This is a genomic window from Achromobacter xylosoxidans, assembly GCF_014490035.1.
GTDB classification, from domain to species: domain Bacteria; phylum Pseudomonadota; class Gammaproteobacteria; order Burkholderiales; family Burkholderiaceae_B; genus Achromobacter; species Achromobacter bronchisepticus_A.
Map to the genome: position 1 here is coordinate 2,392,555 of NZ_CP061008.1, position 26,870 is coordinate 2,419,424.

Annotated in this window: 27 protein-coding genes; 17 read left to right on the forward strand and 10 right to left on the reverse strand. The window is 67.3% G+C overall.

The features are described from left to right. Positions 1–5: 5 nt before the first annotated feature. The 4 genes from IAG39_RS11215 to IAG39_RS11230 form a co-directional block, all read right to left on the reverse strand. On the reverse strand, positions 6–4,184 hold the full coding sequence (locus IAG39_RS11215; RefSeq protein WP_118932515.1) for a hypothetical protein: 4,179 nt from the start codon (positions 4,182–4,184) through the stop codon (positions 6–8). 376 nt (positions 4,185–4,560) lie between these two features. Further along, on the reverse strand, positions 4,561–5,997 hold the full coding sequence (bioD, locus tag IAG39_RS11220) for a dethiobiotin synthase (RefSeq protein ID WP_118932514.1): 1,437 nt from the start codon (positions 5,995–5,997) through the stop codon (positions 4,561–4,563). Further along, positions 5,994–6,650 carry an alpha/beta fold hydrolase gene (locus IAG39_RS11225; RefSeq protein WP_223283362.1) on the reverse strand — a complete coding sequence of 219 codons (657 nt, stop codon included), beginning with the start codon at positions 6,648–6,650 and terminating at the stop codon, positions 5,994–5,996. Before IAG39_RS11225 ends, bioD begins: the two co-directional genes overlap by 4 nt. A 26-nt stretch (positions 6,651–6,676) precedes the next feature. Continuing rightward, positions 6,677–7,864, reverse strand: a complete 1,188-nt coding sequence (locus IAG39_RS11230) for an aminotransferase class I/II-fold pyridoxal phosphate-dependent enzyme (RefSeq protein WP_118932512.1) — start codon at positions 7,862–7,864, stop codon at positions 6,677–6,679. 147 nt (positions 7,865–8,011) lie between these two features. Here IAG39_RS11230 and IAG39_RS11235 point away from each other — a divergent pair, with 147 nt between their 5' ends. From IAG39_RS11235 to IAG39_RS11280, 10 genes are all read left to right on the forward strand, one after another. Further along, positions 8,012–9,280, forward strand: a complete 1,269-nt coding sequence (locus tag IAG39_RS11235) for an adenosylmethionine--8-amino-7-oxononanoate transaminase (protein WP_118932511.1) — start codon at positions 8,012–8,014, stop codon at positions 9,278–9,280. Positions 9,281–9,378: 98 nt separating this feature from the next. After that, positions 9,379–10,353: a hypothetical protein gene (locus IAG39_RS11240; RefSeq protein WP_118932510.1), complete on the forward strand. Its 975-nt coding sequence runs from the start codon at positions 9,379–9,381 to the stop codon at positions 10,351–10,353. Continuing rightward, positions 10,350–10,511 carry a cbb3-type cytochrome oxidase assembly protein CcoS gene (gene ccoS / locus IAG39_RS11245; RefSeq protein WP_042794347.1) on the forward strand — a complete coding sequence of 54 codons (162 nt, stop codon included), beginning with the start codon at positions 10,350–10,352 and terminating at the stop codon, positions 10,509–10,511. Before IAG39_RS11240 ends, ccoS begins: the two co-directional genes overlap by 4 nt. Positions 10,512–10,660: 149 nt before the next feature. Then, a complete protein-coding gene (gene ccoN / locus IAG39_RS11250) occupies positions 10,661–12,148 on the forward strand; it encodes a cytochrome-c oxidase, cbb3-type subunit I (RefSeq protein ID WP_059372455.1) in 1,488 nt (495 codons plus the stop codon). Between the two features lie 10 nt (positions 12,149–12,158). Beyond that, positions 12,159–12,884, forward strand: coding sequence for a cytochrome-c oxidase, cbb3-type subunit II (gene ccoO / locus IAG39_RS11255; protein WP_059372459.1), 726 nt, complete (start codon positions 12,159–12,161; stop codon positions 12,882–12,884). Positions 12,885–12,886: 2 nt separating this feature from the next. Beyond that, positions 12,887–13,063 carry a cbb3-type cytochrome oxidase subunit 3 gene (locus tag IAG39_RS11260; RefSeq protein ID WP_054452859.1) on the forward strand — a complete coding sequence of 59 codons (177 nt, stop codon included), beginning with the start codon at positions 12,887–12,889 and terminating at the stop codon, positions 13,061–13,063. Then, positions 13,060–14,010: a cytochrome-c oxidase, cbb3-type subunit III gene (gene ccoP, locus IAG39_RS11265; RefSeq protein ID WP_059372462.1), complete on the forward strand. Its 951-nt coding sequence runs from the start codon at positions 13,060–13,062 to the stop codon at positions 14,008–14,010. Before IAG39_RS11260 ends, ccoP begins: the two co-directional genes overlap by 4 nt. Positions 14,011–14,086: 76 nt before the next feature. Next, a complete protein-coding gene (gene ccoG, locus IAG39_RS11270; RefSeq protein WP_118932509.1) occupies positions 14,087–15,577 on the forward strand; it encodes a cytochrome c oxidase accessory protein CcoG in 1,491 nt (496 codons plus the stop codon). A 20-nt stretch (positions 15,578–15,597) separates the two neighbouring features. Continuing rightward, positions 15,598–15,807: a FixH family protein gene (locus IAG39_RS11275; RefSeq protein WP_059372466.1), complete on the forward strand. Its 210-nt coding sequence runs from the start codon at positions 15,598–15,600 to the stop codon at positions 15,805–15,807. A 15-nt stretch (positions 15,808–15,822) separates the two neighbouring features. Further along, a complete protein-coding gene (locus IAG39_RS11280) occupies positions 15,823–16,059 on the forward strand; it encodes a hypothetical protein (protein WP_059372469.1) in 237 nt (78 codons plus the stop codon). A 47-nt stretch (positions 16,060–16,106) separates the two neighbouring features. Here IAG39_RS11280 and IAG39_RS11285 read toward each other — a convergent pair whose 3' ends face one another. Together IAG39_RS11285 and IAG39_RS11290 are read right to left on the reverse strand one after the other, a co-directional pair. After that, positions 16,107–16,448, reverse strand: a complete 342-nt coding sequence (locus IAG39_RS11285; RefSeq protein ID WP_059372471.1) for a zinc ribbon domain-containing protein YjdM — start codon at positions 16,446–16,448, stop codon at positions 16,107–16,109. Positions 16,449–16,557: 109 nt separating this feature from the next. Beyond that, positions 16,558–17,490, reverse strand: coding sequence for a LysR family transcriptional regulator (locus IAG39_RS11290; RefSeq protein WP_118932508.1), 933 nt, complete (start codon positions 17,488–17,490; stop codon positions 16,558–16,560). Between the two features lie 127 nt (positions 17,491–17,617). Between IAG39_RS11290 and IAG39_RS11295 the strand changes: the two genes are divergently transcribed. The 6 genes from IAG39_RS11295 to IAG39_RS11320 all read left to right on the forward strand — a co-directional run bounded on the left by IAG39_RS11295 (position 17,618) and on the right by IAG39_RS11320 (position 23,570). After that, positions 17,618–18,592 carry a Bug family tripartite tricarboxylate transporter substrate binding protein gene (locus IAG39_RS11295; RefSeq protein ID WP_059372475.1) on the forward strand — a complete coding sequence of 325 codons (975 nt, stop codon included), beginning with the start codon at positions 17,618–17,620 and terminating at the stop codon, positions 18,590–18,592. Positions 18,593–18,599: 7 nt separating this feature from the next. Further along, a complete protein-coding gene (locus IAG39_RS11300; RefSeq protein ID WP_118932507.1) occupies positions 18,600–19,634 on the forward strand; it encodes a 4-hydroxythreonine-4-phosphate dehydrogenase PdxA in 1,035 nt (344 codons plus the stop codon). 45 nt (positions 19,635–19,679) lie between these two features. Continuing rightward, complete coding sequence (locus tag IAG39_RS11305; protein WP_118932506.1) at positions 19,680–20,852, forward strand: L-rhamnonate dehydratase; 1,173 nt, start codon at positions 19,680–19,682, stop codon at positions 20,850–20,852. A gap of 2 nt (positions 20,853–20,854) precedes the next feature. Continuing rightward, a complete protein-coding gene (locus IAG39_RS11310) occupies positions 20,855–21,784 on the forward strand; it encodes a dihydrodipicolinate synthase family protein (RefSeq protein WP_118932505.1) in 930 nt (309 codons plus the stop codon). A 104-nt stretch (positions 21,785–21,888) separates the two neighbouring features. Further along, positions 21,889–22,812, forward strand: a complete 924-nt coding sequence (locus IAG39_RS11315) for an ABC transporter ATP-binding protein (RefSeq protein WP_059372488.1) — start codon at positions 21,889–21,891, stop codon at positions 22,810–22,812. Beyond that, positions 22,809–23,570: an ABC transporter permease gene (locus IAG39_RS11320; RefSeq protein ID WP_059372491.1), complete on the forward strand. Its 762-nt coding sequence runs from the start codon at positions 22,809–22,811 to the stop codon at positions 23,568–23,570. The genes IAG39_RS11315 and IAG39_RS11320 overlap by 4 nt, the downstream gene beginning before the upstream one ends. A 24-nt stretch (positions 23,571–23,594) precedes the next feature. On the opposite strand, the gene IAG39_RS11325 is transcribed toward IAG39_RS11320, so the two are convergent. Both IAG39_RS11325 and IAG39_RS11330 read right to left on the reverse strand, forming a co-directional pair. Next, positions 23,595–24,293, reverse strand: coding sequence for a glutathione S-transferase family protein (locus IAG39_RS11325; RefSeq protein ID WP_059372498.1), 699 nt, complete (start codon positions 24,291–24,293; stop codon positions 23,595–23,597). Between the two features lie 93 nt (positions 24,294–24,386). Next, on the reverse strand, positions 24,387–24,881 hold the full coding sequence (locus tag IAG39_RS11330; RefSeq protein WP_118932504.1) for a DUF2938 domain-containing protein: 495 nt from the start codon (positions 24,879–24,881) through the stop codon (positions 24,387–24,389). 80 nt (positions 24,882–24,961) lie between these two features. Between IAG39_RS11330 and IAG39_RS11335 the strand changes: the two genes are divergently transcribed. Next, the gene (locus IAG39_RS11335) at positions 24,962–25,396 is read left to right on the forward strand and encodes a helix-turn-helix domain-containing protein (RefSeq protein ID WP_118932503.1); all 435 of its coding nucleotides are present in this window, start codon (positions 24,962–24,964) and stop codon (positions 25,394–25,396) included. A 36-nt stretch (positions 25,397–25,432) separates the two neighbouring features. Here the strand turns inward: IAG39_RS11335 and IAG39_RS11340 are convergent, their stop codons facing one another. After that, on the reverse strand, positions 25,433–25,846 hold the full coding sequence (locus tag IAG39_RS11340) for a DUF4168 domain-containing protein (protein WP_059372506.1): 414 nt from the start codon (positions 25,844–25,846) through the stop codon (positions 25,433–25,435). A 209-nt stretch (positions 25,847–26,055) separates the two neighbouring features. Next, positions 26,056–26,868: a sulfite exporter TauE/SafE family protein gene (locus IAG39_RS11345; RefSeq protein WP_118932502.1), complete on the reverse strand. Its 813-nt coding sequence runs from the start codon at positions 26,866–26,868 to the stop codon at positions 26,056–26,058. Positions 26,869–26,870: the final 2 nt, after the last annotated feature.

A 26,870-nucleotide genomic window follows, 5' to 3' on the forward strand; every position in this document is an offset into this window, starting at 1 on the left:
GTTCCTCAGGCAAAGGCTTCGGCGTATTCGCGCCAGGCGTACTCGGTGCCGTCGTCGATCTGCGCCAGCTCCTGCGCCAGCGGCAGGTCGGGATGCGGCCCCATCAGGTCGCGGAAACCCGGGTCGCCATTGGACCCGGCGAACTTGCGTTCGCACGACAGCGACACGCTCATCGAGAACATGAAGACTTCGATCTCGACGGTGATGGTGGCGCGCCCCGCGCACTTGCCGCTTTCGAACTCGTAACGCAGTTCCAGGTAGATCTCGATGGAAATGCTGACGATGCCCAGCACGCTGACGCAGCCGCCCATGCGGAAGTAGCCGGCCAGCGAGCAGGCGTTCTTTTCCATGCGGAAATAAATGCCCGCCATGACGTGCACGCCGCCGGAGGCCACGCCCAGGTTCACCGACACGCTGGCGCCGAACTCGAAGGCGGCTTCCATCAGCTGGATCCCGCTGGGATCCAGCGTGATGCCGAAAAAGCCGCCGCCGCCGAACATGCACACCGACAGATTGAAGGGCTGTTCGCGCGTGCAGAAGTTGAAGCGCACGGCCAGCGGTTGGCCGATGAAGGGCACGGTGAAGCCCGCGCCCAGGCTGAGGTTGGACAGGTTGAAGACGCCGATGGCGACGGCTGGCAGCGCCAGGTCGAAACCTGCGTCCACGCCCTTGGCCGAGATATCCAGGTAAGGCGGGTCGGAGAATCCATCCAGCGGGATCAGGTCGCGCAGCGTTTCGACGAAGGACAAGGGGCCCACGAACTTGATGTCGGTCAGCAGCACGTCCACGTCCATCTTCGCGGCCGTGTCGATGCGGAACTCGATCTTCTCGAAGTTCAGCTCCATGAAGCTGGCAGGCGCGATCAGGACCAGGTCGAAGTCCTTCAGAGAGCAGACCACCGACATCTTGGGCGCGCTCTGCCCGTTCTTGCGCACGCGCGCCTCCACCGCCACGCGAAAGCCGCGCGCATCGTTGACGCGGAACAGCGGCGGATCGCCCGGCTTGATCGACCAGCTCTTGATCACCGGGTTCCAGTCGAAGCGGATGGTGAGTTCATCGCCGGTCAACAGCTCCAGCAGTTCCGCGCTGGCCAGCACGGCGTCCACCGCCAGCTTGACCGCCTGCAGCGCAGTCTGCGCGATCTGGCGCGGCGCGCCTTCCAGCAGGCGCGCGCCGCCTATGGTGACGGACAGAGGATCGACCGCGTTTGTGATGGCCTGCAGGCGCGTCCTGAGCGTCGCGGCGTCGGCAAACAGTTCGTCCAGCTGGTCGGGGTGGCCCACCACCGCATCGAGCGCGTCGTACAGCGCCTTGCCCTGCACCAGCAGCGCCGGCACGACGCCGACGCTATCCAGCAGCGTCTGGGCGGTGTTGGCTGTCTGGCGCAGCGATTGCCGCAGGCCATCCGGCAAGTGCGCGCCGTTCACTTGCGCGTCCGCCGCCGTGCCCAACGCCCGGGCGGCATCGCGCGCGGCGGTGAGCACGGCGGGCAGTCCCGGCAGCGCGGGCGCGGCGTCGAAGGACAGTCCGGCCAGCAGCGCGACCTGCGCGCGCACGGCTGCCAGCGCGGCGATCAGATCGTTGACGCGGGCCTTTGCGTCCTGCACCAGGTTCTGCGCGTAGGCCTGCGCCTGGCTGAGCAGGTCCTCCAGCGTGTCGTTCAGCACCTGCAACGCGGCCTCGGCGATGCGGCCCGGCTGTTGCGCCAGGTCCGCCACCAGGCCATAGAGCCGGCCCATCTCGTTGACCAGGCTTTCCAACTGGGAACAGGCTTCCGATACGAAGCGCGGCACCTGCTCCGGCGTGCCGGCGGCGTTGGACACCGCTTCAATCACGTCGCCCAGCGGTATGCAGCCGAACAGCAGCGGAAAGGGCAGGTCCGGGGACATGACCTTGGGGAAGATGTCCGGGCCGTTCATCTTGCCGGCGACGAAGTCCGCCACCTTGCCGCTGACCGGACCTGCCATGCGCGACAGCGCCGTGGGGCGCAGATTCGGCTGGACGAAGCCGCCCGCGCGGTCGCCTTGCGCGGAAAAGTTCAGCACCGCGTCGCCGCGGTAGCCGGGCTCGGCGTCTATGTTGCCGAAGACCTGGCCGACGTTGCCGGAGTCGAATCCGAACCGCAGGTAGTGGTCGTTCCAGCTCAGCACGTTGTTGCTGTCGCTGCCGGTCAGTTCAGCCAGCGCGGCAATGCGGATCTCGGCGCGCTTGACGCCGGGATAGAACAAGGGGCCGTTCAGCGAGTCGCTATAGGCGCGCAGCTGGGTGTTGCCAGGATCGACCAGGCCGTCGAACTCGATCGTCTCCGCTTGCGCCGCGGTATCGCCCGGCTTGAGCGGGGAGGCGAACGTGACGCGTTGCTGCTTGAACTGCGCCGTGCGGCGGCCGGATTCGGCGTCGCGCCAGGCCTTGCGCGTTTGCTTCGCGAAAAGCTCGGCATTCACGTAGTCGGGCGTCAGCCATTGGCCGCTGATCTTGCGCGGGCAGGCATGGCCGCCGTCCATGAAGATCATGGGCAGGTCGAACTGCACGATGCGGCCGTCGATGTCGGTGGCCGAACAGGCGAAGCGGAAGGGGATTTTGTCTATGCACGGCCAGAACAGCACCTGCCCCAGGCCGTCGATGTCGCTGTCCGGAGAGGTGGGTGCATCCAGGCTGGGCGTGACGGTGGTCAGGATGCGCACGCTGGAGAACGGCATCTGGCGGTGCAGGAAGATCATGTTCCCCGAGTCGTCGCGCGCCTGCAGCAGCGGGTCGGCGTACTGGCGTTCGCGCTGGCGCACGATGAGGAACATGCGCTGGCGCAGGTAGGCGGTGTTGCCGGCCGGGGCGCCCGTATGGAACTTGCGTTCGCTGACCTTCACCAGCGAGGCGCGATGGCCGAAGGGAAACAGCAGGCCCTTGTAGACCACGCGGACGTAATGATCGCGGCCCATGGCGCCGCGATGCGTCCATTCTTCCAGCGACAGCCCGGGCGCGTCCCAGTTGCCGCGCGAGTCCAGCCAGGCGCCCAGCGCGGACAGCATCAGCAGCTTGGCGTCCACCGGCTGCGGCGTGTAGTTGGCGACGGAAAAGTTGGAAGACAGGTGCGCGATCTGGAAGCGGTCGAAATCGTCCATCGGCATGCGGAAGGGCGAGGTATTCGGCTGCGGCAGATAGGTCGTCGCCGGCACCGGGAACGCCGCCTGCATCGGCTTGGTGGTGCCTTCGCCACCCAGCGCCCAGACGGCGCGCACGGTGGGCTTGGGATCGTCCGCCTGCGGCGCCGTCGCGCTGTTCTCCGGCTGCGCGGCCAGCAACTGGGTATGCCAGAGTTCGGTGTGCTGCGTGGCGGCGGAAGTCGCCGGCGCCTTGGCGTGGCGCCAGCGTTCGTCCGCATGCGGGCTGAGGATCAGCCGCCACGGCAGTTCTATCGCCGTCTGCTGCGCGGCGGGCAGCGCGGGCTTGGGGCCGCGCCTGAGGATTTCGATCAGGGCGCTGGTGCGCTGAACCTCACGGACCGGCGCGCCGCCGCCCACGCGCAATGCGCGCAGGCCTGGCGCGCCGCCTGCCTGCCGCAGCAGCAGCGCCCCGGGCGCGTTCTGCTGCGTGGCGATGCGCGCGCTGCGCAGCGCGAAGCTCGACAGCGCCGCGCGTTGCACCGGCGAGAGCTTGTCGATGCGGGTGTCGAACAGATCGCGCAGGTTCAGGCGCGGCGCGCTGGGCCCGGGCGGGCGCGCATTGGCGGCCACGGTCAACGGCAGCGACTCCATCGCGGCCAGCACGCCTTCCAGCGTGTAGGGCACGTCGAAGCCGTCGGGAACGGCAAAGGCCAGCCGCGACTCGCCCGCGATGCGCGCGCGCACCGGCGGACCGGTGGGATCTTCCACGCCGCCTGCGGGTTCCGGCTTGTCCGGCGTGGGACGGGGCGGCGGCTGCTTGAAGACGTCGGGAGGCGGACGTTCGAAAAACGTCTCTTCGCTGATCGACTGCGGCGGGAAGTGGACGATGAGCGTGGCGGCGCCGTCGCCAGCTTTCTTCAGGCGGGGCGGCTGGCCCGGCGTGACCGTCAGGTTGCGCAGCTCCAGCCGCAAGGCCAGCAGATCGGCCGGGCGCAGCACGGCATGGCCGGGGCGGGTGCCGTCGAAGAAATTGCGGTTGGGATTGGGGGCCAAAACAGGAATGTTCAGCCTTCTGGTGACCATGCCAGTTCTCCTGCAAATAAGGAAACCCAGGAACGAAATCCTGCACGTCCAGCTACCTGCGAATCGAACTGCCAATGTGGCGAAAATTATCGTTGTGTTGCGTTAGTAGTCAACAACGCACGGGCCTGCGGCAGCGGCTGCCGCGACAGCGCCGGTTTGAGAATCCGGATGTGGCCGAAAGATGTAGAAGAGGCAAGCTTTCGCTGGGGAAGCTCATGCTTTGCATGAGACTTTTGCCGCCATCTTCAGACTCGGGAAGGGGTAAGGCGGTGCCTATCCGCATGGGGGACGGGTGGCCGTCAGCGGAATTTATTTTGTACGAATGCGTAACGGCTACGGCCCCGGAAATCACGCCATCCGCGGCCGGGCCGGGATCTCAACTGGCGACCGCGGGCGCGCCGCCCAGCGCCTCCAGGCATTCCGCCAGCGGAGGAATGGCGCTGGCCAGCGCCTGGACGGTTTGCGCGTCAACCTTGGCCAAGGGTGGAATCTCGGCCAGCACGCGCACATCGCCAAAGCGTTCGATGGCTTCCTTGTTGCCCGCCGAGAGCGGCCCGCTCATGATCACGCCCAGCACCGGAATGCCGCGGCGCTTGAGGGCCTCAAGGCTGAGCAGGGTGTGGTTGATGGTGCCCAGTCCGCTGCGGGCGGCCAGCACCACCGGCATGTCCAGCCGCGCAATCAAGTCGATCATCATGTGGGTGTCGTCGATCGGCACGTAGAGGCCGCCCGCGCCTTCCACCACCAGCGGCGCCTGCGTGGCCGGCGGGACGATGCTGGTGGCGTCGACGATGGCGTCTTCCAGCGTGGCCGCGGCCCAGGGCGACAGCGGCGCCTGCAGCACGTAGGCCGGCAGGTGCAGGCGTTCGGGCGGCAGCCCGGCCAGTTGCGCCACGGTTTCGGTGTCGCCGGGTTCTTCGGCCACGCCCGTCTGCACGGGCTTCCAATAGTCGGCGTTCCAGGCGCGCGCCAGGATCGCGGACACCAGGGTCTTGCCGATGCCAGTGTCAGTGCCGGTCACGAAGACGCCGGCGGGGGACTGGTTTGATTTTTTCCACATACCGTAGGCCAGGTGATAGGTCACCCCGGCTCCTTGTTCGTCAAACGCCGCCAGCACCCGCCGCAGTTGCGCTGCGCCCAGTGGCGCGCGTCCGGGGGCGGGCGTGGTGGCGCCTATGCCTTTCAGGGCGCGCAGGAAATGCAGCCCGTCAGGATGATTTTGTATCAGCCGTTCGCTGCGCACGCCACCCGCCAGATTGCCCCTGTCCGGATGGATGGCGGCGGCGGCCGGATAGCGCGGCGTGGCGGGGGCAAGCCCCGCCGCGGCATGCGCGGCCTGCCATTCGTGGAAGGTGCCGTCCGCCAGCGTCGCCACCGCCAGGCAGCCGCCCGGCGCGAGCAGCGCGGCCAGCCGGCCCAGCCCGGCGTTCAGGTCGGAGAACCATTGCACCGCCAGGCTGGAGCAGATCAGGTCGTAGCCGCCTTCGAGTCCGGCGGGATGCTCGCCGTCCAGCAATTGGTAGCGAGCCCGGCCAGGCAGTGAGGGGCCGCGCTGCGCGGCCGCGAGCATGCCGGGGGCGATGTCGGTGACGGTCCAGTCGGCGGGACCGATGCGGCGCGCCAGCGCCTGGGTCAGCAGGCCGGTGCCGCAACCGATTTCCAGGATGCGGGGGCGGCGCGGCAGGGGCAGCAGGGCGATATCGCCGGCCAGCCGCTCGGCAGCCAGCCGCTGGACGGACGCGTGGTCTTCATAGGCGGGTGCGGCGGCGCCAAAGCGCGCGCCGATGCCGGCGTTGCGGGGGGCTTGCGTCATGCGGCGCGCGCCAGGCCGTCAATGAAGGCGCGGATGCGCTCCGCGCACCAGGGCGCGTCCGACACTGGCAGCAGGTGGCCGCCGCGTGTCCGCATATGGATCTCCGCGTCGGCCCCGCCGGCAAAGACCGCCTGCGTCATGGCCTGAGGCACGATGGGGTCGTCGGCGCCAGCCAGGACCAGCAGCGGCACGGGCAGCGCCGCCAGGGCCTCGCGCCGGTCTTCGTCGCGCAGGACTTCCAGGTCGCGCGTCAGCGGCGCAAGTTGCGGGTCGCCGAAATCGGTCGCGTCGCCGCAGCGCTGGCGGAAGTCGCGCAGCACCGCCGCAGGGTCAGCGGACAGGCGCCGGGACATGCGTTCCAGCACACGCGGCGCCACGCCGGCCTCGAAGCCGGGGCCGGCCGCGAAGCGGGCGAAGCCGTTGATCGACACCAGGCCGAGGCAGTCTTGCGGCTGTCCGCGCAAGAGGCGCAGCAGGCCCAGCGAATGGCCAATGGCGATCACCGGGCCGGCCAAGACCGGCTCCTGCGCCGGCCCGAAATAGCCCGCGTCGAAGACGGCTTGCGGCCAGTCTTCGAGTTCAGCGCGCAGCGGCGCCCAGACCGAAGCGTCGAAGGCCCAGCCGTGTACGAACAGCAGGGTGGGGCGGGGCATGCCGGCTTGCATGGAGACGGCGGTCATCACGCCAGCGCGGCGGCGAAACCGTCGATCAGGCGCGCCACGTCCACATCGCGGTGCGCCGCGCTCAGGGTGACGCGCAGGCGGCTGGTGCCGGCGGGGACGGTGGGCGGGCGGATCGCCACGGCCAGCAGGCCGCGCTGCTCCAGCCCCGAGGCCAGTTCCAGGGCGCGGGCTTCGTCGCCCACGATGGCCGGCACGATCTGGGTGGACGAAGCCCCCGTGTCCAGCCCCATGCCGCGCAGCGCGGCGCGCAGATTGTCGCCCGCAGCCGCCAGGCGGGCGCGTTCGGCGTCCAGCGTGGGTACCAGGTCCAGCGCCGCGTCCATGGCGCCCAGCACCGCGGGCGGCAGCGCCGTGGTGTAGATGAAGCCCGAGCAGGCGTTGATCAGGTAGTCGCACAGCGCGCGCGAACCGGCGACGTAGGCGCCGAATCCGCCCAGCGCCTTGCTGAACGTGCCCATGGCCAGGTCGATGCGGCCGGGCGCCAGCCCTGCCAGCCCCATGCCGCGCGGACCCAGCACGCCGGTGGCGTGCGCTTCGTCCAGGTAGACGAAGGCGCGGTAACGGTCGGCCAGGGTTGCCAGCCGTTCCACGTCGGTCCGGTCGCCGTCCATGCTGAACACGCTTTCGGTGACGATGAATCGCGACACGGGCTGGCCGGCCGCGCTCTCCGCCTTGGCGGCCAGCAGGCTTTCCAGATGAGCCAGGTCGTTGTGCCGGAAGCGGATCTGCTTCACGCCCGCCGCCTGGCAACCATGGTGCAGGCTGGCGTGGTTGAGCTTGTCGGCATACAGCTCGACCTCGCCCTGGCTGGCGGCCGCGCGCAGCAGGGCGGGCAGTACGGCGGCGTTGGCCTGCCAGCCCGAGGCCAGCAGCAGCGCGGCCTCGGTGCCTTTCAGCCGGGCCAGCTTGGCTTCCACCTGTTCGTGCAGGTCCAGATTGCCGGTCACCAGGCGCGACGCCTGGGCGCCCGCGCCGTGGCGGGCCGCCCATTCGCGCGAGCGCTCGACCAGCAGCGGATGCCGCGACAGGCCGAGGTAATCGTTGCTGGAGAAGTTCAGGACCGGCTCGCCCTCGAGGACGAGGCGTCCCGGAGCGGCGGCGGAGGCCGTGCGCAGGCGGCGGCGCACGCGGCGCGCTTGCGCGCGCGCCAGTTCGGAGGAGAAAAGCGGATCCAGCTTGGACATCTATATTTCCTGCAGCGGCCGGGCAGGGGGGAGGCCGCGCCAGGCCGTAGAATGCGGGCCATTGTAGTGGAGGCGGGCGTGGCCCCCGTTCCGGCCGGATGCGCCGGGCGGACCCCGGGGCGCGCCGCCGGTATCGAGAGGTGAATCATGCACATGCCCGACTGGGTGGCCCAGGGCCAGCCCCATATCTGGCTACCCTATGCCCAAATGAAGACGGCCACGCCGCCGCTGCCCGTGGTGCGCAGCCATGGCAGCCGGCTTGAACTGGCCGACGGCCGCAGCCTGATCGATGGCGTCGCGTCCTGGTGGACGGCCTGCCATGGGTACAACCACCCGCACATCGCCCAGGCCGTGCGCGCGCAGCTGGACGCCATGCCGCACGTCATGTTCGGCGGGCTGACCCATGAGCCGGCGCTGACCCTGGCGCGCCGGCTGGCCGCCATGCTGGGGCCGGGACTGGACCGCGTCTTCTACACCGATTCCGGCTCGGTGGCGGTGGAAGTCGCCATGAAGATGGCGCTGCAGTTCTGGCTGAACCAGGGAGAACGCGGCCGCAGCCGTTTCCTGGCGTTCCGCGGCGGCTATCACGGCGACACCTTCGGCACCATGGCGGTGTGCGATCCGGACGAGGGCATGCACAGCCTGTACCGCGGCATGCTGGCCGAACACGACATCGTCGACCTGCCGTGCAGCGAGGCCGAACTGGCCGCGCTGGAGGCGCACCTGGAAGTCCATGCCTCCCGGCTGGCGGGCATCCTGGTCGAGCCGCTGGTGCAGGGCGCGGGCGGCATGCTGCTGCACGACCCGGAAGTGCTGCGCCGTCTGCGCCGCGTGGCCGACCGCCACGGCCTGCTGCTGATCTTCGACGAGATCTTCACCGGCTTCGGCCGCACCGGCACGATGTTCGCCTTCGAGCAGGCCGGCATCCGCCCGGACATCGTGACCTTGTCCAAGGCTCTGACCGGCGGCACCTTGCCGCTGGCCGCCACGGTGGCCAGCAGCCGGGTGTTCGAGGCGTTCTGGTCCGATGACCCTTCGCACGCGCTGATGCACGGCCCCACCTTCATGGGCAACGCGTTGGCCTGCGCCGCGGCCAACGCCTCGCTGGATCTCTTCGAGACCGAACCGCGGCTGGCGCAGGCGCAATCGATCTCCGCGAGCCTGGCCGCGGGCCTGGAACCGTGCCGCGAGCTGCCCTGGGTGCGCGACGTGCGCGTGCTGGGCGCGATCGGCGTGGTCGAGCTGGACGGCATCGCCGACCGCGAGGGCCTGAAGCGGCGCCTGGTCGACGCCGGCGTGTGGGTGCGGCCGTTCGGCAATGTGGTCTACCTGACGCCGGCGCTGACCATCGCCGAGGACGATCTCGCCAGCCTGATGCGGGCGGTGGTCGAGGTGCTGCGCCGCCAGCGCCCCTGAGCCGGATGGCGCCCGGCCCGCGTGGCCGGGGCAAACCCGCCGGACCCGCCTTGATCCAGATCAAGGCGGCTTTGTAACGCGCTGGGTAACATCGGCGCATGCGAGCAAAATCGATCTTCGCCGTCCCGGCCGCCCTGTCCGACGCCGACCGCCAGCAGCGCCGCCATGCGCTGGTGCGCCTGTCGCTGGCGTGGCTGGCCATGATGCAGGTGATGATGTTCGCCTGGCCCGGCTACCTGCGGCATGAAAGCATGCCGGCCGATGCGCTGGAAACGCTGGACTGGGCCATCGTGCTGATGAACTGGGCCAGCTTCGCGCTGACCGTGCCCGTGGTGGTCTATTCGGCCTGGCCGATCTGGCGCCACGCGGGCGACAACCTGCGCCATGGCCGCGCCGGCATGGACGTGCCGGTGGCCCTGGGCATCGTCGCCGCCTTCATTCCCAGCGTCCACGCCACCTACACGGGGCGCGGCGAGGTCTACTTCGATTCGGTCACGATGTTCGTGGCCTTCCTGCTGACCGCGCGCTATCTGGAGCTGTGCGCCCGCCAGTCCTTCGGCGGCGCGGCAGGCGGCTTGCGCCACGAGCGCGTGGAGGCGCAGCGCCTGGAGCTGGGCGCGCGCGCCGATCGGCTGGCCTCGCGCTTCGTCATGGTCCAGGTCGCGTTGGCGCTGGCCGCCGCGGCCGCCTGGGCCTACATCGATGCGGCGCACAGCGTTCCGGTGATGGTGGCGTTGCTGGTGATGAGCTGTCCCTGCGCCATGTCGATGGCGGTGCCCACCGCCATGGCCTCCGCCCATTCGGCGCTGGCCGCCCATCCCAATATGTCCGACGCGGCGCTGGACGAGCTGCTGGGCGAGGCGCGGCGCCGCGCTCGCCAGAACCTGTACGGATCGGTGGTCTGGCACCTGCTGATGACCCCGCTGGCGCTGGTCGGCTGGGTGACGCCGTGGCTGGCCGCGATCACCATGCTGGTGTCCTCGCTGGCGGTCGCCTACAACTCGTGGCGCTTGTGCCGCCGCGACTGGGCTGGCGCGCCGGCGCCCGCCGCCGCGCTGGAAACGGCGCAATGACCATCCTCTATCTGCTTCTGCCCCTGTCCCTGCTGTTCGTGCTGGCCATCGGGGTGTCGCTGTGGTGGGCCGTTTTCAACGGCCAGTACGACGACACCGATGATGCCGGCCGCGCCATCCTGCTCGACGACGACAGCGGACCCGCCAGCCGCGGCTGAGCGGCGCGTTTGATTTCGCGCCTGGACCCGTTGCGCCGGCGCCGCGTTCCCCACCGTGTAACCAGATGCTTGATCCAGATCAACGCTGCCTTGTTTGACTAGTCCCATCATTGCAGCCTGGAGCTATCTGTAACTTTAGGGGAAGGGCGATGAACGATTGCGCCGCAATCGCAAGCAAGGCCGACACCTTCAACTACAAGATCGTGAGGCAATTCGCGCTCATGACGGTAGTGTGGGGCATCGTCGGCATGGCTGTGGGCGTTTTTCTCGCTGCGCAGCTTATCTGGCCGCAGCTGAACTTTGACACCGCATGGCTGAGCTATGGCCGCCTGCGCCCGCTGCACACCAACGCGGTGATCTTCGCGTTCGGCGGCAGCGCGTTGTTTACGACGTCGTACTACGTGGTCCAGCGCACCTGTCAGGCGCGCCTGTTCTGCGGCCCGCTGGCCGCGTTCACGTTCTGGGGCTGGCAGATCGTCATCGTCGCCGCCGCCATCACCTTGCCCATGGGTTTCACCAGCAGCAAGGAATACGCCGAACTCGAATGGCCCATCGACATCCTGATCACCCTGGTCTGGGTGGCTTACGCCATCGTGTTCTTCGGCACCATCGTCAAGCGCCGTTCCAAGCACATCTACGTGGCCAACTGGTTCTTCGGCTCGTACATCCTGACCATCGCCATCCTGCACATCTTCAATAACATCGAAATGCCGGTGTCGATGTGGAAGTCCTACTCCGCCTACTCGGGCGTGCAGGACGCCATGGTGCAGTGGTGGTACGGCCATAACGCCGTGGGCTTCTTCCTGACCACCAGCTTCCTGGGCATGATGTATTACTTCGTGCCCAAGCAGGCCGGCCGTCCCATCTATTCCTACCGCCTGTCCATCGTCCACTTCTGGGCGCTGGCCTTCACCTACATGTGGGCGGGCCCGCACCACCTGCTGTACACCTCGTTGCCCGACTGGACCCAGTCGCTGGGCATGACCTTCTCGCTGATCCTGCTGGCGCCGTCCTGGGGCGGCATGATCAACGGCATCATGACGCTGCAGGGCGCCTGGTACAAGCTGCGCACCGATCCGATCCTGAAGTTCATGGTGACGGCCCTGTCGTTCTACGGCATGTCGACCTTCGAAGGCTCGATGATGTCGATCCGCACGGTCAACGCGCTGTCGCACTACACGGACTGGACCATCGGCCACGTGCACTCCGGCGCGCTGGGCTGGGTCGCCATGATCTCCTTCGGTTCGCTCTACTACCTGATCCCGCGTCTCTACGGCCGCGAGAAGATGTACAGCGTCAAGGCCATCGAACTGCACTTCTGGATCGCGACCATCGGCGTGGTGCTGTACATCGCCGCCATGTGGATCGCCGGCGTGCAGCAGGGCCTGATGTGGCGCGACACCGCCAGCGACGGCACCCTGGTCTACAGCTTCGTCGAGGAACTGAAGACGCGCGTCCCGTACTACCTGATCCGTTTGCTGGGCGGCACCTTGTTCCTGTCGGGTGTGTTCGTCATGGCCTGGAACGTGTGGATGACGGTGCGCGGCGCGCAGCCGGTCAATCCCGCGATTCCGCAAGACGATCCCCATGCCGCTCGCCAGCCGGTCCCCGTGACCGCCGCGCCGGCCACCGTTTGACGAGGACATCATGGCCAACCATAAATCTGGTTTCTTTTCCCACCAGACGCTCGAGAAGAACATCGGCTGGATGATCATCGCCAGCATCCTGGTGGTGTCCTTCGCGGGCCTGGTCCAGATCGTGCCGCTGTTCTTCCAGCACAGCACGACCCAGCCCATCGCGGGCGTGGAACCCTACAGCCCGCTGCGCCTGATGGGCCGCGACGTCTACATCCGCGAAGGCTGCGTCGGCTGCCATTCGCAGCAGGTGCGGGTGCTGGCGGCCGAAGTGCAGCGCTACGGCCCGTACTCGGTGGCCTCGGAATCGGTCTTCGACCATCCCTTCCTGTGGGGCTCCAAGCGCACCGGTCCCGATCTGGCGCGCGTGGGCGAACGCTATTCGGATGACTGGCACCGCATCCACCTGCGCGACCCGCGCAAGGTGGTGCCGGAATCCAACATGCCCGCCTATCCCTGGCTGGAAAAGACGGTCATCACCGGCGAGAACGTGAGCGACCGCATGCGCGCCCTGCGCACGCTGGGCGTGCCCTACACCGACGAGGAAATCGCCGCGGCGCCCAAGGCCATCGAAGGCAAGACCGAGGAAGACGCGCTGGTCGCCTACCTGCAAGGGTTGGGCGTGGGCGTGCGCAAGGCCGAGCAGGCCAGGAAGGCGGAAGAGGCCAAGAAGGCCGCCGCGCAACCCGCGGCACAGCCCGCGACCCAAGCCGCCGCGCCCGCGGCCGCGGGAGGCTGACCATGCTGGGCTACCTGAGCGCAGTCGTCACCGCCATTTCGATGGCAACTTTCTTCGGCATCGTCTGGTGGGCCTGCTCGCGCGGCCGCCAGAGCGCCAACCGCGAATCGGCCATGCTGCCGTTCGCACTGCCCGATGAGTTCGGGCAGGGACAACAAGATGGAGCGAATCGGTCATGAGCGATTTCGTTAATGGCTTCTGGGGATATTTCATCTCGATCGTCGCGGTGGGCGGCGTGGTCTGGTGCGTGTGGCTGCTGTACACGCAGCGCCGCTGGCTCAGCACCAAGCCGGCCAACGGCAAGGTCGAGGACACGGGCCACGTCTGGGACGGCGACCTGACCGAGCTGAACAACCCGGTGCCGGGCTGGTGGACCTGGATGTACCTGCTGGCCTGCGCCTTCGCGCTGGGCTACCTGTTCTTCATGCCGGGCCTGGGTGAGTACAAGGGCCAACTGGGCTACAGCAGCACCGAGGAAGTGGCCAGGCAGCAGGCCAAGATGGCCGAAGCCGTGCGTCCGATCTACGCGCGCTTCGAAACCATGGACATTCCGCAGATCGCCCAGGATCCGGGCGCCCGCGAAATCGGCCAGCGCCTGTTCCTGAATACCTGCGCGCAATGCCATGGCTCGGACGCCAAGGGCGGCCCCAGCTTTCCCAACCTGGCCGACGGCGACTGGCTGCACGGCGGCTCGCCTGAAGCCATCACGCAGACCATCACGCAGGGCCGCGTGGGCGTGATGCCGCCCTGGAAGGCCGCGATCGACGCCAAGACGGCGGCCGACATCGCCCAGTACGTGCGTTCGCTGTCGGGCCTCACGGCAGATCCGGTGCGCGTGTTCCGCGGCAAGCGCGAGTTCGCCAACTACTGCGTGGCCTGTCACGGCGTCGACGGCAAGGGCAACCAGGCGCTGGGCGCGCCCAACCTGACGGACGATGTCTGGCTCTACGGCAGCTCGGAAGCCACCATCGTCAAGACCATCCTGGATGGCCGCGACAACCGCATGCCGGCGCATGGCGACATCCTGACGCCGGAGCAGATCAAGATCCTGACGGCCTGGGTCTGGGGCTTGTCGAACAAGCCCGAAGCGACGGCCGGGGCCGCGCCGGGCACGGTAACGAAGTAAAGGCTTTACAGCGCGTTTTTGGGGGCCGCGCCTGGCGTGGCCCCCATATCACTGGACATACAGCAGGGAGCAGGAAATGGAAGATGGGTCAGCCGCAAGGACCGGCAATTCGCCTGACGGTGACCCGCCGCCCTGGCGGCCGCACGTAAAGCCGCCGCGCCCCGGGACGGAAACCCTGGAGCAGACGCTGGCGGGCGTGCGCAGCAAGATCTACCCCCGGTCCGTCAGCGGCATCTTCGCCCGCTGGCGCATCGCATTCGTCTTTCTCACCCAGCTGATTTTCTATGGCCTGCCCTGGCTGCAATGGAACGGCCGCCAGGCCGTGCTGTTCGACCTGGGCGCGCGCAAGTTCTATCTCTTCGGCCTGGTGCTGTGGCCGCAGGACGTGGTCTATCTGGCGGTGCTGCTGGTGATTTCGGCGCTGGCGCTGTTCCTGTTCACCGCGGTGGCGGGGCGGCTGTTCTGCGGCTACGCCTGTCCGCAGACCGTCTATACCGAAATCTTCATGTGGATCGAGCGCAAGGTCGAAGGCGACCGCGTCGCGCGCATCCGCCTGGACGAATCGCCCTGGACCTGGCGCAAGGCGCGCCTGAAGATCACCAAGCATTTCCTGTGGATCGCGCTGGCCTGGTGGACGGGTTCCACCTTCATTGGCTACTTCGCGCCCATCCGCGAACTGGGCCATGAGCTGTTCGCGCTGCAACTCGGCCCCTGGCAGTGGTTCTGGATGCTGTTCTACGGCTTCGCCACCTGGGGCAACGCCGGCTTCATGCGCGAATCCGTGTGCAAGTACATGTGCCCCTACGCGCGCTTCCAGAGCGTGATGGTGGACCCCGACACCTTCGTGGTCACCTACGACAAGCGCCGCGGCGATCCGCGCGGCGGCCGCTCGCGCAAGGTGGACCACAAGGCCGCCGGGCTGGGCGATTGCGTCGATTGCAGCCTGTGCGTGCAGGTCTGTCCGACCGGCATCGATATCCGCGACGGCCTGCAGTACATGTGCATAGGCTGCGGCGCCTGTATCGATGCCTGTGAACAGGTCATGGACAAGATGCAGTACGAACCCGGCCTGATCCGCTATACCTCGGAACGCGCCATGCTGGACGGCTTGTCCGCCAAGAGCGCGCGCTCCCATCTGCTGCGCCCGCGCGTGCTGATCTACGGCACGCTGATCCTGGCGCTGGCCATCGCCTTCGTCGCATCGCTGGCCATGCGCAACCCCCTGCGGGTGGACGTGATCCGCGACCGCGGCGCGCTGGGGCGCGAAGTGGCCGGCGGCATGATCGAAAACGTATACCGCCTGCAGATCATCAATACCTCCGACCAGCCGATGCGCCTGCAACTCTCGGCCGACGGCATGCCCGGCCTGAAGGTGATGACCGGACGACAAGGCTCGGACACCGTCGACGTCGAGGCCGCGGCCAACAAGCTGGTGCCCATGGTCATCCGCGCGCCGGCCGGCGCCGAGCCCGGCGCCCATGCCATCACGCTGCGCGCGCGCGGCCAGGATGGCGAGAGCCGTGCGGTCGAGACCGACGAGCCCGCCAGCTTCTACGTACCCGACTGAATACTGAAAAGGACAAGCCCATGACCGCCGCCCAACCCGCCAAGACCGCCAAGCCCTGGTACCGCGAGCCCTGGCCCTGGATCCTGATGGCCGGCCCGTTCGCGGCCATGATAGGCTGCTTCGTCACGATCTATTTCGCTTTCACCAATTTCAGCAACCAGCCGATCCAGGAGGGCGTGGTCAAGCGCGGCCTGGTCATCGAGCAGGCGGCGCCCAGCGCCAATCCGTAACCGGGGAGAACACAGATGGGCTTGCGATCGTTGATGTGGATCCTGTGGCCGTCCTTCATGGCGGCCGCGGCGGGGAGCGCGCTGATCTTCGCCCTGATCGATCCCCTGGACGTGGCGATCTTCGGGCATGTGCCCACCGGGCGCACCGGCTTCTACACGGTGGCTTTCTTCGTGCTGTGGGTGATGGCGGGGCTGTCCAGCACGCTGACCGCGTACCTGATGCCCAAGGCCGAGGAGCCCGAGGACCTGTAGCCAGGGCGCGGCGCTGCCGCAGCCCCGGAGCCGTCGCAAGTGGCGGCTTATACCTTCTTCACAAACTCCGACTTCAGGCTCATCGCCCCGAAGCCGTCGATCTTGCAATCGATGTCGTGGTCGCCATCGACCAGGCGGATGCCCTTGACCTTGGTGCCCATCTTGACCACGCCGCCGGAACCCTTGAGTTTCAGGTCCTTGATGACGGTGACGGTGTCGCCGTCCTGCAGCACATTGCCGGCCGAATCGCGGTAGACGCGGGCGGCTTCATCGGCAGATTCCGCGGCCTGCGCCGGCCATTCATGCGCGCATTCCGGGCAGACGTACAGGGCGCCGTCTTCATAGGTGTATTCGGACTGGCATTTGGGACAGGCGGGCAGTGCGCTCACGTGTGGACCTCAGTGTAAAAAACGCGCGATGCGCAACACGCGATTGTACTGCGCCGCATGCAGTTTTCTCCTGCGCCGCGGGCGTTTTCCCCCTTTGCATTGCGCGCTCTCAAGCCGCTGCGTCGCCGTGCAGCAAGCCCACGAAATGCCTAGCCGCGGCGCTCAGCGGCCGGTCGCGCGGCACGATGCTGCCGAAGGCCGTCAGGCTCTGCCGGATCTGGTAGGGCAGTATCGCCAGGAGACCATGCGCCGCATAGCGGCTGGCCACCGACTCCGGAATCACGCCCAGCATCGTGGACTTCATCGCCAGGTTGGTCGTGGTCAGGATGGAGGCCGATTCGATCAGGCCCTTGGGCGTGGCGGCATCGTGCGAGCGGAACTCCTGTTCGATGACGTCGCGCATCGGACTGCCGTGCGGCTGCAATACCCAGGGATAGGCCAGCATGGCCTCGAAGCTCACGCGCTTGCGGCCGGCCAGCGGATGGTCCACCGCCGCGATCACGGACAGCGCTTCATCGCCGATGGGGCGGAACACATACTGGCAGTCCGACGGCGTCAGCATGCGGCCGATCACCACGTCCAGCTTGCCTTCGTTCATGCGGCCCATCAGCAGGTCGCTGGTGCCGGTGGAAATCTCCACCGCGAGCAGCGGGAAAGTCTCTTTCAGGCGCAGCAGGGCGTCGGTCAGGTGGCCGGGCGAAGCCGCCATGATGCTGCCGATGAACAGCTTGCCCGCGCTGCCCAGGCGCAGCTCCTCCAGTTCGCGCGCCAGCGACGAGACCGTGCCGCGCATGCCCCGGAAGTACCCCATCACGCATTCGCCCGCCGCGGTCAGCGCAAGGCCCCGGCCGACCCGTCCGTACAGCGGCTGGCCGATGGCCAGTTCCAGTTCATGCAGCATCTTGCTGGCTGCGGACTGGGTCATGTTGAGCTGGTTGGCGGCGGCGCGCAGCGTGCCGCGCTCCTCGATCGCCAGCAGCAGGACGATCTGCCGCATGCGCAGCCGGGCCAGCAGGGCAGGGACGTGGATCGCGCGTTCCATGATTGATCGCCTCAGGTGAACGATTGGTGCAAAAGTTTCATTTTACGGAAACAGCACTTCTTTCTAAGATGGACCCACAAAAGATTGCCCCCGCAAGGGCAAAAAAACATCAACCAAGGAGACAACCATGAAGACTCGGCTATTGGCCGCGATGGCGGCTGGCGCCCTGTGCCTGTCGGCCCTGGCGCCCGTCCAGGCGCAGACCGCCGACTGGCCCAACAAGCCACTGCGCCTGCTGGTGGGATCCGCGCCGGGCGGCGGCACCGACGCCATGGCGCGCGCCGTGGCGGACAAGCTGGGGCCCTTGCTCAAGCAGACCGTGGTGGTCGAGAACAAGCCGGGCGCGTCGAACACGCTGGCGGCCGACCTGGCGGCCAAGTCCACGGACGGCCACACCATGGTGATGGGGGTGTCGACCGCCCATGCCATCGCGCCGCACCTGCTGAAGCTGGGCTATGACAACGACCGCGACCTGACGCCGGTGGTGTTCGTGGGCGCCGTGCCCAACATCCTGGTGGTCAACAACGACGTGCCGGCCAAGTCGGTGCAGGAATTGATCGCCTTGCTCAAGAGCAAGCCCGGCACCTACAACTTCGCCAGCAGCGGTTCCGGCAGCACCCAGCACATCGCCGCCGAGCTGTTCAAGGACGCCACCGGCGTGCAGATGATCCACATCCCGTACCGCGGCAGCGGCCCGGCGCTGGTGGACCTGATGGGCGGGCAGGTGCAGATCGCGTTCGAGACCGCGTCTTCCGTGATCCCCCATATCAAGAGCGGCAAGGTGCGCGCGTTGGCCGTGCTGAGCGCCAAGCGCAACGCCCAGCTGCCCGACGTGCCGACCATGGCCGAGGCCGGCGTGCCGGGCGTGGAAATGAGCGCCTGGTACGGCATCTACATGCCCAGCGCCACGCCCGCCGCCAATCAGAAGCGCATCCATGACGCCGTCAACGGCATCCTGGCCCTGCCCGACACGCAGACCCGCCTGCAGGCGATCGGCGCCGATATCAACCCGATGAGCCAGGAGCAGTTCGCGCAGTTCCACAAGAGCGAGAACCAGCGCTACGCCGGCGTCATCAAGAAGAACAACATTTCCGTGGAATGACCCAGACATGAGTACGCAGCAGAAACCCGTCATTGCCCTGACCCTGGGCGACCCCGCCGGCATCGGCGCCGAACTGATCGCCCGCCTGCTGGCCAGGCCAGAAGCCACGCAGCAGGCGAACATCGTGCTGGTGGGCGACGAGTGGCTGTGGCGCGAAGGCCAGCGGGTGGCGGGTGTGCAGGTCGCCACCCAGCCCGTGGACAGCATCGAGGCGGTGCGCGGCCGGCCGGACACCGGCGCGCCCGCCTGGCTGGGGGTGGACACCATCAAACCCGGCCAGGTGCATGTGGGTCAGGCCGAGGCCGCGGGCGGCGCGTCGGTGCTGCGGGTGCTCAACGCCTGCATGGACGCGGCGCGCGACGGCCACGTCGACGCCATCTGTTTCGCGCCCTTGAACAAGTACGCCATGAAGCTGGGCGGCCTGGGGCATGACGACGAGTTGCACCATTTTGCGCAGTACCTGGGCGTGACCGGCTACTTCTGCGAGTTCAACACCCTGGGCGACCTGTGGACCTCGCGCGTGTCCTCGCATATCCCGCTGAAGGACGCGGCGGCGGCGCTCAGCATCGACGGCATCAAGGACGCCACCCGACTGATCTACCGTTCGCTGCAGGCCAACGGCATTGCCGAGCCGCGCGTGGCGGTGGCGGCCTTCAACCCGCATGGCGGCGACGGCGGCACCTGCGGCCGCGAAGAGGTGGACATCATCGCGCCGGCCGTGCGGCAACTGAATGAAGAGGGGCTGCCGGTGCAAGGGCCGTTCCCCGCCGACACCATCTTCCTGAAGGCCCAGGCCGGCGAGTTCCAGGCCATCGTCACCATGTACCACGACCAGGGCCAGATCGCGATCAAGCTGCTGGGCTTCTCGCGCGGCGTGACGGTGCAGGGCGGCCTGCCCATCCCCATCACCACGCCGGCCCACGGCACGGCGTACGACATCGCAGGCCTCGGCCGCGCCAACCTGGACGCCACCTGGCAGGCCTTTCTCATCGCCTGCCGCATGGGCCTGTCGCACCGCGCCGCGCGGACGCAGGCCGGCTGATCCGCCGCTTTCATTCCATACCCTTATTCCAAGCAGGAACTCCTCATGAAGATCAAATCCGTCCGCGCCCGCGTCTACGAGTGGACCGGCAAGACCGTGCCGCCGCAGGGCAATTTCTGCTCCAACGCCATGGACCTGCTGTATTCCAAGCAGGAAACCATGAGCACCTTCCGCTTCCATGGCTGGACCGTGGTCGAGGTGGAGACGGACGACGGCATCGTGGGCCTGGGCAACGTGGCGCTGGCGCCGCGCGTGGCCAAGGCCATCATCGACCAGTACCTGGCCCCGCTGGTGATCGGGCAGGATCCCTGGGACTACGAATACCTGTGGCAGCGCATGTATCGGTCCACCCATGCCTGGGGCCGCAAGGGCGTGACCATGGCGGCGATCTCGGCGGTGGACCTGGCCATCTGGGACATCCTGGGCAAGTCGGTGAACAAGCCGGTCTTCAAGCTGCTGGGCGGCCGCACCAAGGAAAAGATCCCGGTCTATTACTCCAAGCTCTATCGCACCGACCTGAAGGCCATGCAGGAAGAGGCCCAGACCTATCTGGACCAGGGCTTCACCGCTTTCAAGATGCGCTTCGGCTATGGCCCGGCGCACCTGCAGAAAGGCGTGTCGGAGAACCTGAAGTCGGTGGAGGCGGTGCGCGAGGTGATCGGCTACGACACCGACCTGATGCTGGAGTGCTACATGGGCTGGAATCTTGAGTACGCCAAGCGCATCCTGCCCAAGCTGGAGAAGTTCGAGCCGCGCTGGCTGGAGGAACCCGTCATCGCCGACGACATCGACGGCTATGCGGAACTGAACCAGCTCACCTCGATCCCGATCTCCGGCGGCGAACACGAATTCTCGCTCTACGGCTTCAAGCAGCTGCTGGACCGCAAGGCGGTGTCGGTGGTGCAGTACGACACCAACCGCGTCGGCGGCATCACGGCGGCGCACAAGATCAACGCGCTGTGCGAGGCCTACAGCGTGCCGGTGGTGCCGCATGCCGGCCAGATGCACAACTACCACCTGACCATGAGCACGCTGGCCTCGCCCATGAGCGAGTACTTCCCCATGTTCGACGTGGAGGTCGGCAACGAACTGTTCTATTACATCTTCGATGGCGAGCCGGTGGCCAAGGAAGGCTTCATCGACCTGGACGACGACAAGCCGGGGCTGGGCCTGACGCTGAAGACCGAATACCTCAAAGACTTCAACATCATCGAATAACCATGGCTACCTACCAGAACCCGCGCTATCGCGGCATCTTCCCGGTCGTGCCCACCACCTTCACCGAATCCGGCGAGCTGGATCTTCCCAGCCAGAAGCGGGCCGTGGATTTCATGATCGACTCGGGCGTCGACGGGCTTTGCATCCTGGCCAATTTTTCCGAGCAGTTCGTGCTGTCTGACGACGAGCGCGAAGTCCTGACGCGGACCATCCTGGAGCACGTCGCCGGCCGCGTGCCGGTGATCGTGACCACCACGCACTTCAGCACCCAGGTCTGCGCCGCGCGCAGCCGTCGCGCGCAGGAGCAGGGCGCCGCGATGCTGATGATCATGCCGCCTTACCATGGCGCGACGATCCGCGTGTCCGAGGAACAGGTGACGGGATTCTTCCAGCGCGTGTCGGACGCGGTGGACATCCCCATGATGATCCAGGACGCGCCGGTCGCCGGCACGCCGTTGTCGGCCGCGGCGCTGGCGCGGATGGCGCGCGAGATCGAGCACGTCGCCTACTTCAAGATCGAGACCGCGGGCGCGGCCTCCAAGCTGCGCGACCTGATCGCGCTGGGCGGGGACACCGTGGAAGGACCCTGGGACGGCGAGGAAGCCATCACGCTGCTGCCCGACCTGGATGCCGGCGCCACCGGCTCCATGACCGGCGGCGGTTTCGCCGATGGCCTGCGGCCCATCATCGAGGCCCACCGCGCGGGCAAGCGCGACGAGGCCTACCGCCTGTACGAGCGCTGGCTGCCCCTGATCAATTACGAGAACCGGCAGGGCGGCATCCTCACGGCCAAGGCCTTGATGAAGGCCGGCGGCGTGATCGCCTGCGATGCGCCGCGGCACCCGTGGCCGGCCATGCGCGCGGAGGTCCGGCAGGGCCTGCTGGAGACCGCGAGCCGCCTGGATCCGCTGGTCCTGCGCTGGGGGCGTTGAGCAGGGATTGATCAGCCCGCCAAACACACTGTTCCGTCACGGCGAACAAGCCTGTCGCGCGTGACGGTTAAAATCCCTGGCTATCCATCCAGTCGGGGGCGCGTGTGCAGCCGGTCATTTCAGTTCAGGATCTATCCAAACGGTACGCATCCGGATTCCAGGCGCTCAAGAGCGTGAACCTGGACATCCGGCGCGGCGAGATCTTCGCCCTGCTCGGGCCCAACGGCGCGGGCAAGACCACGCTGATCAGCATCATCTGCGGCATCGTCAATCCCACCGCCGGCCGCGTGCTGGCCGATGGCCACGACATCGTCACGGAGTTCCGCGCGGCCCGCGCCAAGATCGGCCTGGTGCCGCAGGAAATTTCCACCGACGCGTTCGAAAGCGTCTGGAACACCGTCAACTTCAGCCGCGGCCTGTTCGGCAAGCCGACCGACCACGCCTACGTCGAGAAGGTGCTGCGCGACCTGTCCCTGTGGGACAAGAAGGACAGCCGCATCATGGCGCTGTCGGGCGGCATGAAGCGGCGCGTCATGATCGCCAAGGCGTTGTCGCATGAGCCCGCGATCCTGTTCCTGGACGAGCCCACCGCCGGCGTGGACGTGGAGCTGCGGCGCGGCATGTGGGAAATGGTGCGGCGGCTGCGCGAAAGCGGCGTCACCATCATCCTCACCACGCACTACATCGAGGAAGCCCAGGAAATGGCCGACCGCATCGGCGTTATCCGCAAGGGCGAGATCATCCTGGTCGAAGAGAAGCACGCGCTGATGGCCAAGCTGGGCAAGCGCCAGCTGGCGCTGACCCTGAAGGCGCCGCTGCCGGGCATCCCGACGGCGCTGGACGCCTTCCAGCTGGACCTGTCCGACAACGGGCACAAGCTGGTCTACACCTACGACAACCAGGGCGGCGGGGAAATCTCCCGGCTGCTGCATGAACTGTCGCGCCTGGAGATCGAATTCACCGACCTGAATTCGTCGGAAAGCTCTCTCGAGGATATCTTTGTCAGCCTGGTGCACGGTCAATCATGAACTTCTACGCCATCCGCGCTATCTACCTGTTTGAAATGGCCCGCGCGTGGCGCACGCTGATGCAGAGCGTGCTGTCGCCCGTGATCTCCACCTCGCTGTATTTCGTGGTGTTCGGTTCAGCCATTGGTTCGCACATGGTCGAGATCGACGGCGTGAGCTACGGCGCCTTCATCGTGCCTGGCATGATCATGCTGGCGCTGCTGACGCAAAGCATCGCCAACGCGTCCTTCGGCATCTACATGCCGCGCTTCTCGGGCACCATCTACGAAATCCACTCGGCGCCCATCTCCTATGTGGAGATCGTCATGGGCTATGTGGGCGCCGCAGCCAGCAAGTCCATCATCCTGGGGCTCATCATGTTGGCCACGGCGCGGCTGTTCGTGTCGTTCGAGGTCGCGCATCCGTTCTGGATGCTGGGCTTCCTGGTGCTGACGGCCGTGACCTTCAGCCTGTTCGGCTTCATCATCGGCATCTGGGCCGACGGCTTCGAAAAGCTGCAGATCATCCCGCTGATGATCATCACGCCGCTGACCTTCCTGGGCGGCACTTTCTATTCCATCAAGATGCTGCCGCCGTTCTGGCAGACCGCCACGCTGTTCAACCCGGTGGTGTATCTGGTCAGCGGCTTTCGCTGGGCCTTCTATGGCGTCGCGGACGTCAGCGTCGGCGTCAGCGTGGGCATGACGCTGGTGTTCCTGCTGGCCTGCCTGATTGGGGTGCGCTGGATCTTCAAGACCGGTTACCGGCTGAAGACCTAGCGCAGACAGACCGGGCGCGGCGGCTCAGGCTTGCGCCGCCGGCGCGCGGCGGGCCAGGCCGTCATGCGCGTCGAGCAGGCGCTCGCGCCAGGCGTGGACCGGATCGTCCTGGGCCAGCAGTTCCAGCGTGCTGGTGCAGCGCGCCCACATGAACATGCCGAACACCGCATAGTCGGCATAGGCCGGCTGAGCGCCTGCCAGATAGGGCTGCTTGCCCAGCATCTGCCGCAAGGGCAGCAGCGCCGCGCGCAGCGCGGCGATCTGGTCTTCATAGCCCGCCGGCAGGTCTTCCAGCCTGCCGAAGCGCTTCTCCCGCGTGGCGCGGAAATAGTCCCGGTCCTTTTCGTGGATCAGGCCGTGGATGCTGGGCAGCAGCAACCGCGCCAGCGTCGGCACCAGGGTCGTGTCCGACCATGAATTCACGAACAGGCTCAGCGCGCGGCCGCTGGCGCCGCCGAACAACGAGGGCCGCTCGGGGAAGGTGTCTTCCAGGTAGCAGGCGATCTGCCAGGAATCGCTGACGACATGTTCGCCATGCACCAGCACCGGCACCAGTTTCTGGCCGGAAAAGTCTATGGCTTCCTTTTCCGTGAAGCGCCACGGCACGGTCGTCGCGGTCAGGCCCTTGTGGGCCAGGGCCATGCGGGTCTTCCAGCAATGCGGGCTGAAGCGTAGCGACGCATCGGCGCCGGCCAGGTCATAGAGAGTGAGATCCGGGGTCAAGATACTGCGCTCCTTCTACGTGTCGGTGAGGGAAACCGGAACAGGATAACCGGTTGCGCAGGACAGACGGCGGGCGGGCGCCTTGCGCCGCGGTCAGCTCCACACCTGCCTGAGCGCCGCCGCCGACAGATACAGGCCGCAGCCGAACACCGCATGCGTCGCCAGGCTGCGCAGGCGGTTCTTCCAGGGCGTGGGCGTGCGGGACGCGGCGATCCCCGCGCCCATGGCGGGCTGCATGACGAAAAACGGCATCACGACGGTCGCGACGCCCACGGCCAGGGCGGGCAGCCATGTGGGATCGCGCAGCCATGCCGCGCCCTCGATGCCGACCAGCAGCGCGGCGAAGACGAGACCCACGGCGTAGTGGATCGTCCATCCCAGCGCCGATTCGCCCGCGACGGGCTCGGCCCGGCCGATATTGGCGTGGGCAAGCGTGCCCCGGCACAGGTGGCCGGCCCACCGGCCGACCAGCGCATAGCCCAGTGTGGGCATGCCCAAGGCCTTCTGGAGCATGCCCCACACGTCCATCACGATCGTCGCGCCGATACCGATCAAAACCACTTTTGCCGCCACTTCCATCGATTCCATGTCTTGTTCCTTGCATTGCCGACCGCATTGTTTGCAGGCATGATAGAAGTTGAAGTCAACTTCAAGTCAAGGAGGGCGCCATGGATATTTCGGAAGTCGCCCGGCGCACGGGCCTGCCGGCCTCCACGCTGCGCTTCTATGAAAACAAGGGCTTGATCAAGGCGGTCAGCGCCGCCGGCGAACGCCGGCGTTTCGCGCCTGGCGTGCTGGATCAATTGGCGCTGATCGCGCTGGGGCAGGCCGGTGGCCTGTCGCTGGACGAGATCCAGGCCATGCTCTCGCCCGAGGGCGCGTTGCGGGTGGACAGGCAGTTGTTGCTGGACAAGGCCGACAGCATCGATGCGACCATCAAGCGCCTGCGGGCGATGAGCCAGGGCCTGCGCCATGCCGCGGTATGTCCCGCCGCCAACCATGCGCAATGCCCGACTTTCCAGCGGCTGTTGAAGGCCGCCGCGGGACGGTTGAAGCAGAACAGGGCGGCGGCCGGCAAGCAAAAAAACGCCATCCACCCGTAATGGGCGGATGGCGCCAGGGCTGGCTCTCGGAGAGCCTTACTTCGCGGCGGGGGCGCCCTTGCTCATGCTCATCAGGCGTTGCTTGAGCTGGGGGTCCTGCTGTATGGCCTGGCCTATGCCGTTGAATTCGTCGACGCTCAGACCGTCGGCCTGCACCAGTTTCACCATCTTGGCGTCGGCTTCCTCGACGACCTTCTGCTTGGCGGCATCCGTCTTGGCGGCGTCGACCTTGGGGCGGTACTCGTCGACGACGCCGGAAATCTTCTGCGATGCCGAAGCGAAACGCTGCAATTGCTGGTCGGTCGGCTGGATCGCGGGCGGGGGCGCCATGCGCGGTTGAGCCTGGGCCTGGCCTTGCGCCTGGCTGGCTTGCTGCGCAAGGGCGGGAGCACCGGACAGCGCCGTCGCCAGCAGGGCGGCGGACAGGAATGCATAAGTGGAACGCTGCATGAAACCTCCTTGTTCCGGTTGAATGTCGGGCCATGATGACGACCCGGACGGTGCGGGGGCAAGTTTCGCGATGTGTTTTCCTGTTTCGGCAGGCCACGGGATGCGCGCGCGCCCCGGGAGGGAGCCCCCCGGGGCGCGGCCGAAACGTTTTGCGCGGTTTCGTAGTCGCTGCTGGCCGCGATGTTTCCTTAAATTTATGCGGGACGGGTCTATACGATCAGCATGCTCAGCAGCACCAGCGCCAGCAGCAGCACGTAGACGCGGGCGTGCAGGTGGTCCGGGATGCGCGGGATCAGCGGCGCGGCCAGCCGGATGCCGGCCAGCGACCCCAGCGCCAGCGCGGCGAAGGCCAGCAGGTCCACATAGCCCACGATCCAGGGCGCCAGCGGGTCGGCCAGGCCGCCGGCCGCAGCCATGTAGGTCAGTGTTCCCACCACCGCCACCGGCAGCGTCAGCGGATTGGCCATGGCCGCCGCCTTGGCCATGGGCAGGCCGCGGCGGCGCAGCAGCGGCACCGTCATGACGCTGCCGCCCACGCCCAGGAAGGCCGCCACCGCGCCGATGATCACGCCGCCGCCGACCAGGACGCCGCGGTCCAGAGGCCGGGGATGCGCGTCCTCCTGGGCCATGAAACCCTGGCGCAGCAGGCAATCCAGGATGGTCACGCCCAGATAGGCGATGAAGGCGTAGCGCACGAAGTCGCCGCTGGCGCGCGTGGCGGCGAGCGCGCCCAGCGCCGCGCCTGCGGCGATGAAGCCGGCCAGCGGCCAGACATAGGCCCGCAGGATGTTGCCGGCGCGCTGGTGCTTGCGCGTGGCCGCCACCGAATTCACGATCATGACGCAGGTGGACGTGGCCACCGCGATGTGCATGGCCGCCAGGCCGATGGCGTCGTGCGCGCCGTGCGCCGCCGTCAACACCGCATACAGCACGGGCACCACCACAAAGCCTCCGCCAAAGCCGAACAGCACGGTCGTCACGCCGCTCAAGCAGCCGAACAGGGCCAGAACCAGATAAAGCATTG

Excerpts from the sequence above, each read along its gene's own strand:
- IAG39_RS11215 (WP_118932515.1), bottom strand. The coding sequence starts at position 4,184 with ATGGTCACCAGAAGGCTGAACATTCCTGTTTTGGCCCCCAATCCCAAC.
- bioD (WP_118932514.1), bottom strand. The coding sequence starts at position 5,997 with ATGACGCAAGCCCCCCGCAACGCCGGCATCGGCGCGCGCTTTGGCGCC.
- IAG39_RS11225 (WP_223283362.1), bottom strand. The coding sequence starts at position 6,650 with ATGCCCCGCCCCACCCTGCTGTTCGTACACGGCTGGGCCTTCGACGCT.
- IAG39_RS11230 (WP_118932512.1), bottom strand. The coding sequence starts at position 7,864 with ATGTCCAAGCTGGATCCGCTTTTCTCCTCCGAACTGGCGCGCGCGCAA.
- IAG39_RS11235 (WP_118932511.1), top strand. The coding sequence starts at position 8,012 with ATGCACATGCCCGACTGGGTGGCCCAGGGCCAGCCCCATATCTGGCTA.
- IAG39_RS11240 (WP_118932510.1), top strand. The coding sequence starts at position 9,379 with ATGCGAGCAAAATCGATCTTCGCCGTCCCGGCCGCCCTGTCCGACGCC.
- ccoS (WP_042794347.1), top strand. The coding sequence starts at position 10,350 with ATGACCATCCTCTATCTGCTTCTGCCCCTGTCCCTGCTGTTCGTGCTG.
- ccoN (WP_059372455.1), top strand. The coding sequence starts at position 10,661 with ATGAACGATTGCGCCGCAATCGCAAGCAAGGCCGACACCTTCAACTAC.
- ccoO (WP_059372459.1), top strand. The coding sequence starts at position 12,159 with ATGGCCAACCATAAATCTGGTTTCTTTTCCCACCAGACGCTCGAGAAG.
- IAG39_RS11260 (WP_054452859.1), top strand. The coding sequence starts at position 12,887 with ATGCTGGGCTACCTGAGCGCAGTCGTCACCGCCATTTCGATGGCAACT.
- ccoP (WP_059372462.1), top strand. The coding sequence starts at position 13,060 with ATGAGCGATTTCGTTAATGGCTTCTGGGGATATTTCATCTCGATCGTC.
- ccoG (WP_118932509.1), top strand. The coding sequence starts at position 14,087 with ATGGAAGATGGGTCAGCCGCAAGGACCGGCAATTCGCCTGACGGTGAC.
- IAG39_RS11275 (WP_059372466.1), top strand. The coding sequence starts at position 15,598 with ATGACCGCCGCCCAACCCGCCAAGACCGCCAAGCCCTGGTACCGCGAG.
- IAG39_RS11280 (WP_059372469.1), top strand. The coding sequence starts at position 15,823 with ATGGGCTTGCGATCGTTGATGTGGATCCTGTGGCCGTCCTTCATGGCG.
- IAG39_RS11290 (WP_118932508.1), bottom strand. The coding sequence starts at position 17,490 with ATGGAACGCGCGATCCACGTCCCTGCCCTGCTGGCCCGGCTGCGCATG.
- IAG39_RS11295 (WP_059372475.1), top strand. The coding sequence starts at position 17,618 with ATGAAGACTCGGCTATTGGCCGCGATGGCGGCTGGCGCCCTGTGCCTG.
- IAG39_RS11300 (WP_118932507.1), top strand. The coding sequence starts at position 18,600 with ATGAGTACGCAGCAGAAACCCGTCATTGCCCTGACCCTGGGCGACCCC.
- IAG39_RS11305 (WP_118932506.1), top strand. The coding sequence starts at position 19,680 with ATGAAGATCAAATCCGTCCGCGCCCGCGTCTACGAGTGGACCGGCAAG.
- IAG39_RS11310 (WP_118932505.1), top strand. The coding sequence starts at position 20,855 with ATGGCTACCTACCAGAACCCGCGCTATCGCGGCATCTTCCCGGTCGTG.
- IAG39_RS11320 (WP_059372491.1), top strand. The coding sequence starts at position 22,809 with ATGAACTTCTACGCCATCCGCGCTATCTACCTGTTTGAAATGGCCCGC.
- IAG39_RS11330 (WP_118932504.1), bottom strand. The coding sequence starts at position 24,881 with ATGGAATCGATGGAAGTGGCGGCAAAAGTGGTTTTGATCGGTATCGGC.
- IAG39_RS11335 (WP_118932503.1), top strand. The coding sequence starts at position 24,962 with ATGGATATTTCGGAAGTCGCCCGGCGCACGGGCCTGCCGGCCTCCACG.
- IAG39_RS11340 (WP_059372506.1), bottom strand. The coding sequence starts at position 25,846 with ATGCAGCGTTCCACTTATGCATTCCTGTCCGCCGCCCTGCTGGCGACG.
- IAG39_RS11345 (WP_118932502.1), bottom strand. The coding sequence starts at position 26,868 with ATGCTTTATCTGGTTCTGGCCCTGTTCGGCTGCTTGAGCGGCGTGACG.